17 protein-coding genes are annotated in these 17,507 nt (G+C 47.3%); 1 reads left to right on the plus strand and 16 read right to left on the minus strand.

The window, feature by feature from the left end; all coding sequences use genetic code 11:
- Positions 1 to 3 precede the first annotated feature (3 nt).
- The 13 genes from tmk to rluC form a co-directional block, all read right to left on the minus strand.
- Positions 4 to 636, minus strand: a complete 633-nt coding sequence (tmk, locus tag LG272_RS08275; protein ID WP_126758872.1) for a dTMP kinase — start codon at positions 634 to 636, stop codon at positions 4 to 6.
- Positions 636 to 1,655 carry an endolytic transglycosylase MltG gene (mltG, locus tag LG272_RS08280; RefSeq protein WP_404407902.1) on the minus strand — a complete coding sequence of 340 codons (1,020 nt, stop codon included), beginning with the start codon at positions 1,653 to 1,655 and terminating at the stop codon, positions 636 to 638. The genes tmk and mltG overlap by 1 nt, the downstream gene beginning before the upstream one ends.
- Positions 1,622 to 2,416, minus strand: coding sequence for an aminodeoxychorismate lyase (gene pabC / locus LG272_RS08285; protein WP_404407904.1), 795 nt, complete (start codon positions 2,414 to 2,416; stop codon positions 1,622 to 1,624). The genes mltG and pabC overlap by 34 nt, the downstream gene beginning before the upstream one ends.
- 45 nt (positions 2,417 to 2,461) lie before the next feature.
- Positions 2,462 to 2,701 (minus strand): acyl carrier protein, encoded by a 240-nt coding sequence (gene acpP, locus LG272_RS08290; protein ID WP_126758875.1) that lies wholly within the window; start codon positions 2,699 to 2,701, stop codon positions 2,462 to 2,464.
- 151 nt (positions 2,702 to 2,852) lie between these two features.
- Positions 2,853 to 3,599, minus strand: coding sequence for a 3-oxoacyl-ACP reductase FabG (gene fabG / locus LG272_RS08295; protein ID WP_404407906.1), 747 nt, complete (start codon positions 3,597 to 3,599; stop codon positions 2,853 to 2,855).
- Between the two features lies 1 nt (position 3,600).
- Positions 3,601 to 4,518: an ACP S-malonyltransferase gene (gene fabD, locus LG272_RS08300; RefSeq protein ID WP_404407908.1), complete on the minus strand. Its 918-nt coding sequence runs from the start codon at positions 4,516 to 4,518 to the stop codon at positions 3,601 to 3,603.
- A 13-nt stretch (positions 4,519 to 4,531) separates the two neighbouring features.
- Entirely contained in the window at positions 4,532 to 5,491 is a 960-nt protein-coding gene (locus LG272_RS08305) for a beta-ketoacyl-ACP synthase III (protein WP_404407910.1), read from the minus strand.
- An 8-nt stretch (positions 5,492 to 5,499) separates the two neighbouring features.
- Positions 5,500 to 6,528 carry a phosphate acyltransferase PlsX gene (gene plsX / locus LG272_RS08310; RefSeq protein WP_404407912.1) on the minus strand — a complete coding sequence of 343 codons (1,029 nt, stop codon included), beginning with the start codon at positions 6,526 to 6,528 and terminating at the stop codon, positions 5,500 to 5,502.
- A gap of 21 nt (positions 6,529 to 6,549) precedes the next feature.
- Positions 6,550 to 6,720: a 50S ribosomal protein L32 gene (rpmF, locus tag LG272_RS08315; RefSeq protein WP_034729259.1), complete on the minus strand. Its 171-nt coding sequence runs from the start codon at positions 6,718 to 6,720 to the stop codon at positions 6,550 to 6,552.
- A 19-nt stretch (positions 6,721 to 6,739) separates the two neighbouring features.
- The gene (yceD, locus tag LG272_RS08320) at positions 6,740 to 7,264 is read right to left on the minus strand and encodes a 23S rRNA accumulation protein YceD (protein WP_404407914.1); all 525 of its coding nucleotides are present in this window, start codon (positions 7,262 to 7,264) and stop codon (positions 6,740 to 6,742) included.
- A 44-nt stretch (positions 7,265 to 7,308) separates the two neighbouring features.
- Complete coding sequence (locus LG272_RS08325) at positions 7,309 to 7,917, minus strand: Maf family protein (RefSeq protein ID WP_404407916.1); 609 nt, start codon at positions 7,915 to 7,917, stop codon at positions 7,309 to 7,311.
- A gap of 39 nt (positions 7,918 to 7,956) precedes the next feature.
- Entirely contained in the window at positions 7,957 to 8,598 is a 642-nt protein-coding gene (locus tag LG272_RS08330; protein WP_126758881.1) for an HAD family hydrolase, read from the minus strand.
- On the minus strand, positions 8,595 to 9,560 hold the full coding sequence (rluC, locus tag LG272_RS08335) for a 23S rRNA pseudouridine(955/2504/2580) synthase RluC (RefSeq protein ID WP_404407918.1): 966 nt from the start codon (positions 9,558 to 9,560) through the stop codon (positions 8,595 to 8,597). The genes LG272_RS08330 and rluC overlap by 4 nt, the downstream gene beginning before the upstream one ends.
- Before the next feature lie 549 nt (positions 9,561 to 10,109).
- Here rluC and rne point away from each other — a divergent pair.
- Positions 10,110 to 13,124: a ribonuclease E gene (rne, locus tag LG272_RS08340; protein WP_404407920.1), complete on the plus strand. Its 3,015-nt coding sequence runs from the start codon at positions 10,110 to 10,112 to the stop codon at positions 13,122 to 13,124.
- Positions 13,125 to 13,216: 92 nt separating this feature from the next.
- Here rne and LG272_RS08345 read toward each other — a convergent pair whose 3' ends face one another.
- The 3 genes from LG272_RS08345 to LG272_RS08355 all read right to left on the minus strand — a co-directional run bounded on the left by LG272_RS08345 (position 13,217) and on the right by LG272_RS08355 (position 17,501).
- Complete coding sequence (locus LG272_RS08345; RefSeq protein WP_404407922.1) at positions 13,217 to 15,688, minus strand: prolyl oligopeptidase family serine peptidase; 2,472 nt, start codon at positions 15,686 to 15,688, stop codon at positions 13,217 to 13,219.
- A gap of 131 nt (positions 15,689 to 15,819) precedes the next feature.
- On the minus strand, positions 15,820 to 16,461 hold the full coding sequence (maiA, locus tag LG272_RS08350) for a maleylacetoacetate isomerase (RefSeq protein WP_404407924.1): 642 nt from the start codon (positions 16,459 to 16,461) through the stop codon (positions 15,820 to 15,822).
- A 14-nt stretch (positions 16,462 to 16,475) separates the two neighbouring features.
- Entirely contained in the window at positions 16,476 to 17,501 is a 1,026-nt protein-coding gene (locus LG272_RS08355) for a fumarylacetoacetate hydrolase family protein (protein ID WP_404407926.1), read from the minus strand.
- Positions 17,502 to 17,507: the final 6 nt, after the last annotated feature.

The following is a 17,507-nucleotide window of genomic DNA, read 5'->3' on the forward strand; positions in this document are numbered from 1 at the left end:
TTCTTACCCATACTCATGAAATAAATGTTGCTCAAGTTGATTCAATAAGTCGCGATGAACATCGGCCATCGCTTGGTTGCTATTCACGACACAAATATTTGGCTCATCTTGAGCAATTTGTAAGTATCGTTCCCGTGTTCGCTCGAAGAAGGCAAGATCCTCTTGTTCGATACGGTCAAGTTCACCGCGCTCACGAGCGCGCTCCAATCCCTGTTTCGGATCAACATCTAAAAGTAGCGTTAAATCTGGTACGAAATCGCCAAGTACGAGCTGACGAAGTGTTGTTAGTTTCTCATCACCGAGTTGCCTTCCACCACCTTGATAGGCACGTGAGGATAAGTCATGACGATCAGCTATGACCCACATGCCCTTTTGCAATGCTGGTTTAATTACGTTTTCCACTAACTGGGCGCGGCTCGCGTACATGAGCAACAATTCAGTCTCTGCGGTTAAGCGCTCTTCCCAGTCTTGCTTTACTAACGCTCGAATTGCTTCAGCTAATGGCGTACCACCGGGTTCGCGTACTGTTTGCGTTGCAATGCCTTTAGCGTGTAAATGGGCGACCACACTGGCAATTGCTGAGCTTTTACCGGCGCCTTCTAATCCTTCAATGACAATAAATTTGCCCAGTGGCATTAACCTTGATTCCTTTGGTAACGATTTACTGCACGGTTGTGCTCAACAAGTGTTTTTGAAAACACGTGTCCACCAGAACCATCAGCAACAAAATAGTAATAATCGGTTTGTTCAGGGTGCGCCGCGGCAATTAAGCTTTCACGACTTGGCATCGCTATTGGTGTTGGTGGCAAACCATCAATGCGGTAAGTATTAAATGGCGTCAGCTCACGTAAATGTACGCGCGTTAAATTGCCATCGAAATTTTCGATCCCATAAATAGTTGTCGGATCTGACTGCAAACGCATACCTTTGCGCAGTCGATTTATAAATACTGAGCTAACCTTGCCACGCTCACCACCAATACCCGTCTCTTTTTCAATGATAGAAGCCATAATAAGCAACTCGTACGGCTTTTCATAGGGTAAATCGCCACTTCGTTGGGCCCAAATTTCTGTCAGCTCGGATTGCATTCTTTGGTAAGCTTTTACCAATATATCGATAGCTTTGGTTCCGCTCGTATACTTGTAGGTATCGGGATATAACAACCCTTCAAATGAAGTATGCGTGGTTCCTAAACGCTCATTTAAACGCTCGATAACCGTTGCGAGATCTGCACCTTGGTCGTTAATGGTCAATCGATCCGCCTGACCAAGAATCGATAACCATTCAGCGAATGTTCTTCCCTCAACCAAGGTTACCTGAAATAAATATTGTTCACCCTGACGTAGTTTACGCCAGACATTCGCGACGTTATCGCTCGGATGAATTTCGTAGACACCAGCTTGCAAACGTTGTGGGATATCGAACAAACGACTAGCAACATAAACAGGGGTAACACGAATATCGGCACCTTGCGTATTGAGCTGCTCGAGAATAGTTCGCGCATGCATACCACGCTTCACTTCAAACAAAATCGGTTGCTCGAGATCAAGGGGTTGCTGTAGTTGCTGATAGCTATACCCTAGCCCGGCCACAATTGCAGCAGCAGCTATAACGGTAAAGCCTACGAAGATTTGGATAAAACGTTTAAATACCACGTGTTCACAACCTCTGGTAATCCTTGCTGCGGTAATTGACGCGAGCCAATTTGGCCTATCGGACGCGGCCCTAACACAGTATTGCACACAAAGGCTTGGTCAGCCGATATCAAATCGTTCCAAACCGCATTGGTGGGTATTGCTTTAGGTAACACCGCAGCACAAATTTCTGCTTGCATGATACCGGCAATGCCGGCGTTTTTTAACTGCGGAATCCGCCAGTTAACGCCATCATACCAGAATAAATTGCTACTGATCGCCTCTACAATGTGAAGGCTACTATCGCACACAATCAAGTCATCAACTTGGCGTTCAGTGCGCTCCTGTGCCAGCAATACCTGCTCGAGGCGATTTAGTGTTTTCAATCCGGCCAGCCGCGGTTGAATTGCTAGTTGAAATTCAGCTTGTTCAACGTGTAGGGCTCGTTGTTGCCATGTCGGTAACGGAGCCGTCGTCACATACCAATTGACTGACCCATCGACCGACGGCGCATAGCCGCGTTCACTATAACCGCGCGTGACAATTATTTTGACTACACAATTAGGTTGTTGTTGCACAATGCGCTGAAACAGCTGTTCGATTTCGTGACGAGGTGGTAATGCCATTCCTAAGCGCTGACTGGCTTCAGTTAAACGCTGCCAATGACGGGGCCAAAATTCAGGTTGACCGTGACGTATTACGAGTGTAGTGAAATGCCCGTCGCCAAATTGTAGGCCACGATCAAGTGCGGGTTGGGAAATAGGTTTGCCGTTATGCCACATACAAAAAAGGCGGAATTCTCATTCCGCCCTTCTCGCTATATCTGCTTAGTCGTTTGAGTGGCTTTTTACATACTCAATCGCAGCTTCAACAGTTCTGATCTTCTCAGCTTCTTCATCTGGAATTTCAGTTTCAAATTCTTCTTCGAGAGCCATTACTAACTCTACGATGTCTAATGAATCTGCACCTAGGTCATTTTCGAAAGAAGCTTCTGGTTTTACTTCTTCTTCTTTAACACCTAGTTGTTCAACGATGATTTTTTTAACGCGTTCTTCAATAGTGCTCATTGTATATATGTCCCTTGATTTTAGGTCATGAGTTCAAAATTGGGCTTAGTGTAGTGAATGCGACGGCAATAATAAAGCAAAAAATGGTCCAACCTTGACAGGTCATACCCCTTGGCTTGTTTGCCGAAGCAAAAATTGCCGTCGAATTCATTTACACCATGGCCATTCCGCCATTAACGTGAATGGTCTCACCCGTAATATACGCAGCGCCTGGCGATGCTAAAAACACCACAGCAGCTGCAATTTCATCAGGTTGTCCTAAGCGCGCTGCCGGAATATTGGCAAAAATCGCTTGTTTCTGATCGTCTGTCAACGCCTTCGTCATATCCGTATCGATAAAACCTGGCGCTACGCAGTTCACGGTAATACCGCGCGCCGCAATTTCTTTTGCTAATGCTTTGGTAAAACCAGCCAACCCAGCTTTTGCAGCACAGTAATTAGTCTGCCCTGGGTTTCCGGTAGTTCCCACCACCGATGAAATATTAATGATACGGCCTTGGCGACGTTTCATCATGCCGCGCATCACGCCTTTACTCAAGCGGTAGACCGATTTCAAGTTAGTGTCCATGACACTATCCCATTCATCGTCTTTCATACGCATCAGTAAGTTATCACGGGTAATACCCGCGTTATTTACCAAAATATCGAGCTGACCATAAGTGTCGTCAATATATTTTAACACCGCCGCAACGCTAGTTTCATCGGTCACATTCAATGCAACGCCTTCACCATCAGCACCTAAATAATCGCTAATCGCTTTCGCGCCACTCTCGGTAGTTGCTGTACCAACAACTTTTACGCCGCGGGCTGCAAGTTGCTGCGCAATCGCTTTACCAATACCTCGGCTAGCACCTGTAACCAAGGCCACTTGGCCATCAAGATTCATTAAATCAGTCATATTATTTCCTTGCTGCAATAGCGTCGACCGTATTTACGGCGTCGCCTTGAATCGATTTATCGATGCGTTTGGTTAAGCCAGTTAATACTTTACCTGGACCAATCTCGTAAATTTCAGTCACACCCTGCTCGGCGAGATATTGGATTGTCTCGGTCCAGCGTACTGGCGAATACAATTGGCGAACTAACGCATCACGAATTTCATCAGCTTCACGTGGCGCAGATACATCAACATTGTTGACCACCGGCACTTGAGGGGTATTCACTGTTAGTTTACCGAGCTCAACCGCAAGTTGCTCAGCAGCAGGCTGCATCAACGAACAATGCGATGGTACGCTCACCGGTAACGGTAGCGCACGTTTCGCCCCCGCTTTAATACAAGCTTCTCCTGCGCGTTCGACGGCGGCTTTATGACCGGCAATCACCACTTGGCCTGGCGAATTATAATTAACCGCCGACACCACTTCATCACCGGCAACTTCCGCACACGCCTGTTCAACTAACTTATCCTCTAAGCCGATAATTGCGGCCATCGCACCAATACCGGCAGGTACCGCGCTTTGCATAAATTCGCCGCGTTTAGCGACTAGCACAATCGCATCTTCAAAAGCTAAGGCACCAGCACAAACCAATGCGGAATATTCCCCTAAGCTGTGCCCAGCCATCATTTCTGGCGCTGGCACACCTGCCTGCTCTAACACGCGGTACAACGCCACACTGGCGGCTAACAGCGCCGGTTGCGTGCGCTGCGTTTCGTTGAGTTGCTCTGCCGGTCCAGCTTGCACCAACTTCCACAAATCGTAACCGAGAACCGCGCTAGCTTGGGCAAATGTCTCTTCGACGACAGGATACTGCGTCGCGACATCCGCTAACATACCAACGGCTTGTGAACCTTGCCCCGGAAAAACATAAGCTCGCATGAATGCTTCCTTATTAATAATCAATCAATGCTGAACCCCAGGCGAATCCGCCGCCAAAGGCTTCTAATAATAATTTCTGACCGCGCTGAATTCGACCATCACGAATGGCAACATCGAGTGCAATCGGCACCGAAGCTGCCGACGTGTTGCCAGTATATTCTAACGTCGTAACCACTTGTTCCATTGGCATTTTCAGCTTCTTTGCAGTTGCTTTAATAATGCGCAAATTCGCTTGATGTGGCACTAACCAATCAAGATCTGAAGCCTGCATATTATTGGCGGCTAAGGTATCAACCACCAATTCACTCAGCTTACTTACCGCAACTTTAAATACCTCGTTGCCTTTCATATACATCCAGGCTTCACCCAATTGCTCAGGTGAGGTACGCGACAAATGGTTCACGCCTAAAAGATCAGCAAACTCGCCGGCACTGTTCAAGTGCGTGGACATAATACCGGCGCGATCACTTGCTTCAAGTACGACGGCACCAGCGCCATCACCAAATAGTACCAGTGTATTGCGGTCGTCAGGATGACACAACCGCGATAAAACATCTGAGCCGACCACTAATACTTTTTCATACATGCCACTGCGAATGTATTGATCCGCCACACTCAAAGCAAAGATAAAACCTGAACAGGCCGCTGCAACGTCAAATGCTGGAATATTATTTTCGGTAAGAGCCGCTTGAATTTCGCAAGCAACGCTCGGGAAAGCGCGCTCACCCGACGTGGTCGCCACAATAATCAAATCGAGATCATCGGCGTTAATACCTGCCGCTTGTAACGCTTGACGTGCAGCTGCAGCGCCCATCGTTACGGCACTTTCAGCTGGCTCGGCAATACGGCGCTCATGAATTCCTGTGCGTTCAACAATCCAGTCATGGCTTGTATCCACACGCTGTTCTAGCATAGTGTTGGTCAGGCGCTGGGCCGGTAAATAATGGCCAGTTCCTGCGATTACTGATGGCATAATAACGTTTATTCCTGCTCTAACAGAACTTGTTCTACTCGATCACGAATTCGTGTTGGTAGATCGCGTTGAGTTTCTTCCACGGCTTGCTCAATGGCACTATAGAATGCGCGCGCATTAGCATCACCATGGCTTTTTATAACCACTCCACGCAATCCTATCAAACTCGCGCCATTGTAGTGGTCGGGCTTCAACCAATCCCATGAGCGTTGTAAACGTTGATAGAAGAGTTTCACGAACCACCGGGTTAACCAATGGGCATGAATATTTGCTTTGATATTGTTCAATAAAAGTTCAGCTAAACCTTCGCAGCTTTTCAATGCGATATTGCCGACAAAGCCATCACACACAATCACATCTGCTTTTCCAGCGAATAAATCATCGCCTTCAATAAAACCAATATAATTAATATGGTGCGATTGTTGCAGCAAGGCAGCAGTGGCTTTCACCACATCATTTCCTTTAATTTCTTCCTCACCCATGTTCAGCAATGCGACTCGCGGTTTGGCAATGCCCAGTACTTCTTGAGCTGCAACCGAGCCCATCACGCCAAATTGGAATAGCGTATCGGAATCGCAAACTGGGTTCGCTCCTAAATCAAGCACAAACGCTGAACCGCCCTGCTGTTGCGGTATCGCAGACATGAGTGCGGGTCGCAATACACCGGGTAAGGTTTTTAAGGTGAAATACGCTTTTGTCATCAACGCGCCGGTATTACCTGCGCTAACACAGGCTGCAGCTTCTTCGGCAGCAACAAGTTCTAAGGCAACACGCATTGATGAATCAGGTTTAGCGCGCAGTGAATAACCGGGCTTATCGGTCATGGTCACAGTTTGACTCGCGTGCTTCAACGTCACCCGCGAATGAGTCGCTAACTTAGCTTGAGTCAGTAATGGAAGGAGTTCTTCTTCGTCGCCGACGACCAAAAAATGAACGTCAGGAAATGCATCTAACGCCCTTTGCAGGGCGTCTATAACAATTGAGGGGCCATGATCGCCCCCCATTGCATCAAGTGCCAGTGTTGTCAGTGTGGCCATTGCCTCACTTTCCAATGCTGGTTACTTGTTAACTACTTTACGGCCTTTATAAAAACCATCAGCTGTTACATGGTGACGACGATGCGTTTCACCAGAGGTAGAATCAACCGACAGTGTAGGGCCGCTCAGTGCATCGTGAGAACGACGCATGTCGCGCTTCGAACGACTTTTCCGATTCTGTTGTACAGCCATTTTACGCTATCTCCTAAGTTTATTTACGCTTTAATTCTTGCAACACCGCAAAAGGATTATCCTTTGCTTCCGGCGAGTCATCAATGACTCCCCATTTCATTGCATTACTATCTACCCGACATTCGCGCTCGTCGTGTTTTACCACCACAGGCATTGCCAATATCAGCTCATCTTCAACAAGTTCATGCAGATTAACTTCACCGAGTTCATCCAGTTCAATCGGTTCGTATTCCTCTGGCATATCGGTGGCCGTTTGCCGCCGTGTTAGCGGAGCATATATAAATGTGCTCTGCAACGGCACCGTCATTGGGTCACCACAGCGTTCGCAACTTGCTTGCACAGTAACTTGTGCCTCACCGCGAATGCGTTTAATGCCCTGCTCGTCGATATCAAAATTAAGTGATACATCAATATCAGGGCAGGCTTCCACCAACAACTCTTGTAAACGAACAAGCGACTTCCCCGGAACGATTCCGATATAAGTCAATTGTTTGCCGGCACTTTTAACCGGATCTACCGTAATCGGTACTCGAACCTTCTGCATAGGGCGCGAATGTTAAAGGATTAAACGGCTGAACACAAGTGGTTTTATTGGCTTTGCTCGCTGTTTTCGTCAACTAACGGATTAATTCCCCACTCGCGTAACATTGCGAGTAAGCGAATTAACGGCAAGCCAACCAATGTGTTTGGATCATCGCCATGCAAACGCGAAAATAAACTGATACCTAGCGCTTCACTTTTAAAGCTACCGGCGCAATTCAGAGGTTGTTCACGCTGCACATAGGCCGCTATTTCAGCATCGGATATATCGCGAAAGGTGACATGAAAAGGCTCAACTGCTGACTGTAGCCGCTGCTCCGCACTATCGTAAACAGCTAAACCAGTTAAAAACGTCACGGTTTTGCCGCGCATCATCTCCAATTGTTTTACCGCATTCTCGCTCGTACCCGGCTTGCCTAGAATCTTACCATCAACCACTGCAACTTGATCGGAGCCAATTAGTACATGCGCAGGATAGTCAGCGGCGAGCGCTTTCGCTTTCGCGATAGCTAAGCGCTCAACCAGATGTTCTGGCGCTTCTTGTTGCTGCGGAGTTTCATCGACAAGCGGTGCTGCGACAGCAAAGTTTTTCACCACTTTCTTCAGTAGCTCGCGACGAAATGGCGATGTCGATGCTAATACGATCGATGCAATCATGACGTTACTCATTAAGTTTTGTGTTCGTTATTACTGAGTTTAAACGTGGTCGTTCAGTTCACTCAGCTGGTCAATGATAGCTAATGGCTGATGATTTTGCAGACGCTTTGCGTCATGGGCGCCAAAGCTCACACCTATACGCGCCATCTGCGCATTTTCTGCCATGCGCATATCATGCACTGAATCACCTATCATAACCGCTTGATCAGTTCGGAATCCTGTTTCGGCTAGAATATCCAATAGCATTTTGGGATTCGGTTTTGATGCGGTTTCATCAGCACAGCGTGACGTATGAAACAGATGACGAATATCAGCCTCTTCCCATACACGTTCTAAACCATGACGCGCTTTACCGGTTGCTACCGCCAACGTGTAGCCTCGCTCACGCAACGTTTCCAATGTGTCGCGAGCGCCAGTGAATAGCGGAGATGGCGTAATATCATCGTGTACGTATTGCTGGCGATAAACCGTCATAAACTGTTCGAATTGCGAAGCCGACAATCGGCCAAACAACGTTTCAATCGCCGGTTCTAGGCTAATCCCGATAATTTCACGGACCGCTGTTACCGTCGGTTCAGGCAACTTTAAGATAGCTGCCGTGCGCTGCATCGACGAGACAATACGCCCCACCGAATCCATCAAGGTGCCATCCCAGTCAAAAATTACCAGAGGATACTTCATATAAATTTATGGCCACCTAATTGTTTTAATGTGCGTCGCAGCGTTTCATCTAATGGCGCATTAACCGTAATTTCTTTACCCGTTTGCGGATGTTTGAACGTCAATTTGTGAGCATGCAGAAATAAGCGATTCAGTCCTACTTGCTGCATGGCTTGGTCAAATTCGCTATCGCCATATTTCGGATCACAGGCAATTGGGTGCCCAGCATGCAAAGCGTGCACGCGAATTTGATGTGTACGTCCGGTAATCGGCGACGCCTCTACTAAGGTGCACTGCGTAAATTGTTCAACAATGCGAAAGCGTGTTTCTGACGGCTTACCCTCGGCATCGACACGAACGACGCGCTCACCTGACTTTAACGTATTCTTCAATAATGGTGCGGCAATAAATTTCACGTGCTTTTGCCAATGCCCACGCACCAAAGCAAGATATTGCTTATCCATGGTTTTGTTGCGTAACTGCTCGTGTAGGCTTCGCAACGCTGAGCGGCGTTTTGCAATCAGAATACAGCCGCTCGTTTCGCGGTCTAGTCGATGAACAAGTTCCATTTGTTTCGCATCGGGGCGCAGTGCACGCAAGCTTTCGATTAAGCCAAACTGCAAACCTGAACCACCATGAACCGCTAACCCAGCCGGCTTATTCATCACCATCAATACGTCGTCTTCGTATAGAATTTGATGTTGCAAGGCTTGCACTTGATCTAGATTGGCCGATGGTAACGGATTCGACTCGGCCACGCGCACTGGCGGAATGCGAATCACATCGCCCACTTGAAGCTTATACTCCGGCTTGACGCGTTTTTTATTTACCCGCACCTCACCTTTACGCAGAATGCGGTACACCAAAGACTTGGGTACGCCTTTTAACTGCGCAAGTAAATAATTGTCGATGCGTTGATCTTGATAACCCGATTCAACGGTTTGAAAACGCACACCTTGTGAAATTGTTGTTTGTTCGCTCATAGGGCGCGGATTTTAGCATGAGCTCTTGACAATGTTCATCTTGTATTTACAACGATTTTCGTGGGATAATCAGGAACCGGAAAAATCCGCACCGGTTTAACAGAGAGCGGTACATCATGCGCAGCTGATAAAAGCCCGCTATGATGCAAGAACAGAGAAAAATTTAACGCGTGGTTTGAGCGGAAAGCATCACTGCCAATTCATCCACCTCAGCTTACGACAGCTGGTTCACTTAGAACGGCATCGAGAAGTTGATGGCACGGAATATCGTTGGCTCATCTTCACCGAATTGTGTTTTGAAGATTGATTGAGTGCACCGCCTTTTATAAATCAAACCAAATTGAAGAACCAATGCTGCAACGCAGTATGGCCTTTACAAGCGCATTTCGGCTTGGTAACAAATTGCAAGTCTCACGTTTATACCAAGTAGTAAAACGGGGGATGTTAGGTGTTAGTTAGTAACCCTAATAGAAAACAATTCAATCTCGAAATAGCGATGGCGAACGCCTGTCGTACTGTGTTGTAGCCTGACATAACGAGCTACAACTAATGAAAAGAATGTTAATTAATGCAACGCAGCAAGAGGAATTGCGCGTTGCGCTGGTCGATGGCCAGCGTCTATATGATCTGGATATTGAAAGCCCAGGTCATGAACAGAAAAAAGCCAATATTTATAAGGGTAAAATTACCCGTATCGAACCTAGCTTAGAAGCCGCATTTGTTGATTACGGCGCCGAACGCCATGGCTTTCTGCCCCTAAAAGAAATTGCTAAAACCTACTTCCCTGACGGTTATTCGTTTTCCGGTCGGCCAAATATCAAAGATGTTATCTCTGAAGGCCAAGAAGTTATCGTTCAAATTGATAAAGAAGAACGTGGCCAAAAAGGCGCGGCATTAACGACCTTTATCTCACTCGCCGGCAGTTACTTAGTTTTAATGCCAAACAATCCTCGTGCCGGTGGTATTTCACGCCGTATTGAAGGTGATGAGCGCAGTGAATTAAAAGCGACACTCGACGCATTGAACTTACCAAGCAGCATGGGCTTGATTGTGCGCACCGCTGGCGTTGGTAAATCGCAAGAAGAACTTGAGTGGGACTTAAATGTTCTTTTACATCACTGGGATGCCATCGAGAAAGCAGCAAGCTCACGCCCTGCGCCATTTTTGATTCACCAAGAAAGTAACGTCGTTTTTCGCGCTATTCGTGATTACCTACGCCGTGATATTGGCGAAGTGCTTATTGATAACCAGAAGGTGTTCGAGCAAGTTCGTGATCACGTTACCTTAATTCGCCCTGATTTCGTCAATCGGGTGAAAATTTACCAAGGCGATGTACCGCTCTTTAATCATTACCAAATTGAAAGCCAAATTGAGTCAGCATTTCAACGAGAAGTTCGTTTGCCTTCAGGCGGCTCCATTGTTATTGACCCAACCGAAGCATTAACGTCAATCGATATCAACTCGGCCCGGGCTACCAAGGGTGGCGATATTGAAGAAACTGCGTTTCAAACGAATTTAGAAGCAGCTGAAGAAATTGCCCGTCAATTGCGTCTACGTGATGTGGGCGGCTTGGTTGTTATCGACTTTATCGATATGACCCCTACTCGTCATCAACGTGAAGTTGAAAATCGTTTACGTGATAGCCTCAAGCAAGACCGCGCGCGCATTCAAGTTGCGCGAATTTCACGTTTTGGCTTGTTAGAAATGTCGCGTCAGCGTTTACGTCCATCGCTTGGTGAAGCTTCAAATCATGTCTGCCCGCGTTGTAGCGGCCACGGTACCATTCGTTCAGCTGAATCTTTGGCATTGTCTATTTTGCGTTTAATTGAAGAAGAAGCGCTAAAAGACAATACCATTCAAGTTCAAGCGCAAGTACCAGTTACAGTTGCAACTTATTTACTGAACGAAAAACGTCAATCAATTTTCGATATTGAGAAGCGTCATGATGTCTCAGTTTTAGTGATTCCGAACCCACATCTTGAAACACCGCATTTCGATGTGAAGCGTTTACGTAACGATGAGCTAGAAGAAGCTAACAGCTTTACGTTAATTGAGAAGCCTGAAGATACCAGCACTGAAGTTGTTCTCAACAAAGACAAACCTAGTTTTGAAGAGCCAGCATTGAAAGGTTTACAGGCTCCGGCTGCACCAGCACCTGCGCCTGCTGCACCAACGAAGCCTGCCGCAAAAGCGGATACAGGCCCCGGTTTGTTCGCACGCTTAGGCAAGTGGTTAGCTGGCCTATTCAGCAGCGACGAAAGCAGCGAGTCTGATAAGAACAAGAAGTCGAATCAGCAACGTCGTAACAACAATAATCAACGCCGTAATAACCGCGGCAACAACCGTCGTCGCGGTAATAACCGTGGCCGCGGTCGCGATCAAGACAAAGAAACTACAGCGCCTGAGGCGGCTAAAGCAAGCGACAACAAGCCGAATAAGGACGATCAAAAAGAGCAGCGCAATGAGCGCGGTGGACGTCGTCGTGGTGGCCGAAATCGTAACAAGCAAAACGCTGAGCAAGATACCAATGTTGCGGCCAAAACGACTGAAACGAAAAGTACTGAGCCAGCAGCGACCGAAGAGCGTAAATCGGTTCCGAAGCAACGCCGTCAGCGTCGTAAGCTTGATCAATCGGTGCGTGTAATTGGCGAGAAAGCTAGTGAAAAAGACGTTGAAGCAGTTCAAACTGCGGCACAAGAAACTGCGCCACAGCCCCATGCGGAACAGCAATCAGCACCAGAAGCCAAGGTGACTTCGGATGCAGCCACTGCTCCGCAAGTTGAAGTGGTAACGTCTGAAGCGGTTCAGTCGGCACCGGCAACAACTGACGTACAAACAGATGCAGCCAACGACAACGCCGACGATAGCGACACGTCAACACCTCGTGGTCGCAATCGTAGCCGTCGTTCACCGCGTCATCAACGTGCTGCTGGCCAACGTCGCAAAGCAGAACAAGACCATGTGTCAAGCGAAGATGCTACAAATGATTCTGCAGAGACAGACGTTGCAGAGACGCCTGTGGTTGAAACTCAATCGTCTGAAGCTACCGCTAAGGTTGCAGAAGCGAAGCCGGTCGAGCAAGCCGAAACTACTGAAGTTTCAGCCGAGCCAGAGGTTTCTGTACCAGCAACTTCGGCCGAGGTAGAAGATGCTCCGGTTGATATTCCAGCAAGCAATGAAGCGGTTGACACAAAAGTTGAAGCAACAACAGAAGTTGTAACTGAAACAGAGGTTTCAACTGAAACCAACGTTCCAGTCGTTGAAGAAAGCAAAACTGATGAACAACCGGCTGAGCAAGTTGAAACAGCAGAGCAGTCACCTGTTGCTAAACCTGTCGCAGAGCAAGCTGAAACGAAACCTGCAGCGGTAACGAAGCCACATGTTCGTGGACGCGTCACAACAGCGCCGATGGCGAAAGCGAGTGCCGTAGAACGTAGCGGAAGCTTCACACCGCTAGCTATTGCATCTGGCGACGTACGCTTGCCATTCAATAAAGATGCTCGCGCTGCGAGTTTCACCGAAGCACGTTCCGTCACTTACGCAGAAATGACCAAAACCCAATAGTAGGCGGTCATTTTGTGCAGGATAAAAAAATCCCAGCTGTCATAGCTGGGATTTTTTATGGACGTTCACTTCTGTTTCGAGGAAACCTGAATTTACTTCAGGTTCTCTTCGAATAATTTGAAAATCCGACGATATTCATCCAACCAGCTTGATGGTTGACGGAAACCGTGCGGTTCTACTGGGAAAATAGCTGTCTCAAAGTCTTCTTTTTCGTGTTCGATTAAACGCTGCACTAAACGAACACTATCTTGGAAGAATACATTATCATCAACCATCGGCGAGTTGATCAACAAGGCATCTTCAAGACCTTCAGTGAAGTAAATTGGCGAACTGCGACGGTACGCAATTGGATCATCATCTGGCAGATTCAAGATATTTGACGTATAGCCCGTATTATAATGCGCCCAATCGCTTACTGGACGTAATGCCGAGCCAGCTTTAAATAAACCAGGCTCTTTAAACAAGGCCATAAAGGTCAAGAAACCACCGTAAGAACCACCGTAAGTACCCATACGATTCGTATCGACATTGGCGTTTTCTCCTGCCCACTTCGCAACATCAACTAAATCTTCAACTTCAGGCGTACCCATTTGACGATAAATTGCCGTACGCCAATCACGCCCATAGCCTTTTGAGCCGCGGTAATCCAAATCCAGAACAACATAACCTTGTTGGGTCAGGAACGTATGGAACATGAACTCACGCTGATAGCCTGACCAACCCGCATGCGCGTTTTGTAGATAACCGGCACCGTGAATAAACACGACCGCAGGATATTTCTCGGCACGATTCGGGTCATAATCTTTCGGGTAGTAAACACGAGTATAAATAGGATCCGCAACGTGGCTTGACGGCACAGGCACAATTTCCGGCGCTACCCAGTCGAAACTCATGAATTGTTCGGTGACCGTGTTGGTAAGGCGTTGCGCCGAATCACTACCAACAGCTTGAACATACAGTTCCTCTGGTTGCAATGCGGTTGAATGCTTGATCAATAAACGATCTTCTTGTGGACTCAATTCATAATTATTAATGCCGCCTAATGCGGTCAATTGTTCCAGTTCAGCATTATCAGTACGCACACGGTAAATTTCGTAATTACCTGGGTGCGGCTTATTGGCACTGAAGTAAATGAATTCACCATTGCTACTTACAGTCGGATCTTCAACAACATACTTACCCTGTGTGAGTTGCTTAGTTTTGCCGTTCAGAGGTTTCACATACAAGTGTGAATAGCCATCGGCCTCCGATTGGAACCATAAGGTGTCACTATTAGGTAAGTAGCCGAATTCATTATGGGTGTAGTTAATCCATGCTTCGTCGTGCAGGCGATCTTGGTTAACGAAACGCTTTCCGGCAAAATCGACCGAAGCAATCCATCGATCTTTATTATCCCACGCCTCTAACATCAACGCCGCTTGCTTTCCGTCATCGGTCCAACGAATCGCACCACTTTGCCAACCCCAATCCTGCATCAGCGTAATTGGACGTGGTTTCTTCTCTGATTGATATGTTTTACCCTCGGCCGCATAATTCTCACGGCGAACTTCAGCGAGTACATCTTCATCCCAACCAGGCAAGGTGTTGTAGGTCAGTTTCGTTTGCTCACCTGAACTCAAATCAAGTACTAAAATTTCATGCTCAACTGGCTTAGCGTCAGCGACACGTGAACGCACTGGCTCAGCCGCAATACGGCCGTCCTCTGTCACGTAATTAGGCATAATATCGCCATCTTCTCGCCACTTTTGCGGCGCGCTAATCGCAACAATGAGTTTATCGCCAGCTGGAGACAAACTGGTTGCTACAATTTGTTTGCCCTCACCCAGATAAAACGGTTGCGGTGCCAATGATGCATTTTTTTCTTGCAGTTGTTGCTGTTGCGCAAAACGATCTGCTTTGTTCTTGCGTTCAACTTGAACGAATTCAATCAGATCTTGTTGTTCGCGCGCAATAAAGTCTTTCGGTTCACTATTCGCCTTGGGTGCATCGCGCAATGCTAAAGAAGCAATTTGTTGGGTAAGACCAGTACGTGGGTCAACACTGAAAAAGTCATTTTCTTGACGATACGCCAAGTGCCCGTTAGTGAGAAATACCAATTGCGATTGACGCGCTTCATCACGAGTCAATTGGCGGGTTTCGTTCTTGGTTAAATCACGAACGAAAATATTACCTTCAAAGGTATACGCCAACAGTGATTTATCCGCATTGTAAATGCCATCGTTGTACGCGTAGTTATGCAATTTATCCAACGGAACTTGATGTGCTTCTTTATCGAGGGGTTGATGATACCAATCGCTAAGTTGTGAACCTTCGCGTTTTTGTTGATACAGCACACCGCTACCATCAAGCATCCAATAAGCATTGGTTGGCGAACGCGCCACCCAGTCCTGATCCGACATGATTTGCTTTAACGTCAACTCTTGACCAGCAATAGCCTGATTATTTTCGGCGGTCGCTAATACTGTCGGCGGGGTTGTTTGCTGTGGTGCTGTCGGCGCCTCGGTCATTGCGCACGAAGCACTCATCAAAGCCGCGGCAATCGCTATTGCAACTTTTGTTTTCATTGTTATGGTCCTTGTTAATCAAGCCTTATTGAACAACTCTATATTTTTATAATCGCTTCATTAAAACAAAATGCCCAGCAACTTACGAGCTGGGCATTCAATTTGTGCGATGAAGTTCAAGGTAATTGCGGTTAGCTTTCCGCATCCGGCTGCTGACTCGGATGCGCCTTGGCAACCCACGGTAGCTCAACCAGGCGCGCGTAGACTTCACGCAGCAACGGATACTCATCAAGAGGAATACCAAACCGCTCAGCGCTATACACTTGCGGAACTAAGCAGATATCGGCCATTGAAAAGTCATCACCGACGCAATACTTACCAGAAACCTCTTCTAAGTTGCGTTCAAATGCAGTGAAGCTTTGCCGGAACCAGTGCTGCAACCAGGCTTGCTTCGCACTGTCATCAGCACCCAGTTCACGCGCCAAATACTGTTGCACACGCAAATTAATTAACGGTTGTAATTCACTCGCGATATCTAACGAAAGCGCACGAATTGCACCGCGCTTTTGCGCATTTCCAGGCAACAATGACGGCGTTGGATATTTCTCATCCAAATACTCCATAATGGCCAGCGATTGATGCAAAATCACGCTGCCATCAACTAACGTCGGCACTAATCCATTCGGATTCAGCTGACGATACGATTGCTTATGTTGCTCGCCACCCTCTTTAATGAGGTGTACCGGAATATAGTTATAGTCTAACTGCTTAAAGTTGAGCGCAATCCGCGCTCGGTAACTGGCGCTTGAACGCCAGTAGCCGTAGAGCTCCATAATCAACTCCGCAATTATTCGTCAGATGGAGAATACTGCACCACTTTTTGGTCAATGCTGCCAAAAATACTGTGGCCGTGCGCATCTGTCATTTCAATTTTGATGGTGTCACCAAATTGCATAAACCCAGTGCTCGGCTGCCCGTCACGAATGGTTTCAATCATCCGAACTTCGGCAATGCAGCTATAGCCGACGCCGCCTTCAGCAATAGCGCTACCGTGATCGGTGCCTTGCTTGTTCGAAACAGTGCCTGAGCCAATAATCGCACCGGCACCCAAATGACGAGTCTTCGCCGCATGTGCGACTAGCTGCGCGAAATCAAAGGTCATGTCTTCGCCAGCGTTTGGTTTACCAAAAGGCTTGCCGTTATAGTAGCTCAACAATGGCAAATGCACCTTATTGTCGCGCCATTTTTCACCCAACTCATCTGGGGTTACCGCAACTGGTGAGAATGCTGATGATGGTTTTGACTGAAAGAAACCAAAACCTTTGCCTAATTCATTTGGAATAAGGCCGCGCAGCGATACATCGTTCACTAACATCAGTAAACGGATATATTGACCTGCTTCAGCAGCATCGACACCCATTGGTACATCGTCAGTAATGACCGCAATTTCACCTTCAAAATCGATACCCCAAGACGTATCCGCCATTTCGATAGCATCTTTTGGCCCCAGAAAGTCATCTGAACCGCCTTGATACATTAATGGATCGGTCCAAAAGCTTGGTGGCATTTCTGCGTTACGCGCTTTACGCACCAACTCAACATGATTCACATAAGCACTGCCGTCGGCCCATTGATAAGCGCGTGGCAAGGGCGATTCACACAAGCTCTCATCAAACGCTTCAGCGTCGTCTAGCTCGCCGTTGTTTAATGCTTGATAGGCTTGCTCTAGCTGCGGCGCTACCGCATCCCAGTCATCTAACACTTCTTGTAAAGTGGCAGCAATTGCGGGTACTGCGACTGCTTTCTTCAAATCGCGACTGACCAACATTAATTGGCCGTCACGGGTTCCATTTCGATACGTTGCAAACTTCATAAATCG

The sequence above is a fragment of the Pseudidiomarina marina genome, assembly GCF_044807045.1.
In the GTDB taxonomy this organism is placed as follows: Bacteria; Pseudomonadota; Gammaproteobacteria; order Enterobacterales; family Alteromonadaceae; genus Pseudidiomarina; species Pseudidiomarina marina.

Coding starts and splice junctions, on each gene's coding strand:
- yceD (WP_404407914.1), bottom strand. CDS start 7,264: ATGCAGAAGGTTCGAGTACCGATTACGGTAGATCCGGTTAAAAGTGCC.
- plsX (WP_404407912.1), bottom strand. CDS start 6,528: ATGGCCACACTGACAACACTGGCACTTGATGCAATGGGGGGCGATCAT.
- tmk (WP_126758872.1), bottom strand. CDS start 636: ATGCCACTGGGCAAATTTATTGTCATTGAAGGATTAGAAGGCGCCGGT.
- acpP (WP_126758875.1), bottom strand. CDS start 2,701: ATGAGCACTATTGAAGAACGCGTTAAAAAAATCATCGTTGAACAACTA.
- LG272_RS08330 (WP_126758881.1), bottom strand. CDS start 8,598: ATGAAGTATCCTCTGGTAATTTTTGACTGGGATGGCACCTTGATGGAT.
- LG272_RS08305 (WP_404407910.1), bottom strand. CDS start 5,491: ATGCCATCAGTAATCGCAGGAACTGGCCATTATTTACCGGCCCAGCGC.
- LG272_RS08355 (WP_404407926.1), bottom strand. CDS start 17,501: ATGAAGTTTGCAACGTATCGAAATGGAACCCGTGACGGCCAATTAATG.
- LG272_RS08345 (WP_404407922.1), bottom strand. CDS start 15,688: ATGAAAACAAAAGTTGCAATAGCGATTGCCGCGGCTTTGATGAGTGCT.
- rne (WP_404407920.1), top strand. CDS start 10,110: ATGAAAAGAATGTTAATTAATGCAACGCAGCAAGAGGAATTGCGCGTT.
- rluC (WP_404407918.1), bottom strand. CDS start 9,560: ATGAGCGAACAAACAACAATTTCACAAGGTGTGCGTTTTCAAACCGTT.
- maiA (WP_404407924.1), bottom strand. CDS start 16,461: ATGGAGCTCTACGGCTACTGGCGTTCAAGCGCCAGTTACCGAGCGCGG.
- fabG (WP_404407906.1), bottom strand. CDS start 3,599: ATGACTGATTTAATGAATCTTGATGGCCAAGTGGCCTTGGTTACAGGT.
- pabC (WP_404407904.1), bottom strand. CDS start 2,416: ATGTGGCATAACGGCAAACCTATTTCCCAACCCGCACTTGATCGTGGC.
- fabD (WP_404407908.1), bottom strand. CDS start 4,518: ATGCGAGCTTATGTTTTTCCGGGGCAAGGTTCACAAGCCGTTGGTATG.
- rpmF (WP_034729259.1), bottom strand. CDS start 6,720: ATGGCTGTACAACAGAATCGGAAAAGTCGTTCGAAGCGCGACATGCGT.
- LG272_RS08325 (WP_404407916.1), bottom strand. CDS start 7,917: ATGATTGCATCGATCGTATTAGCATCGACATCGCCATTTCGTCGCGAG.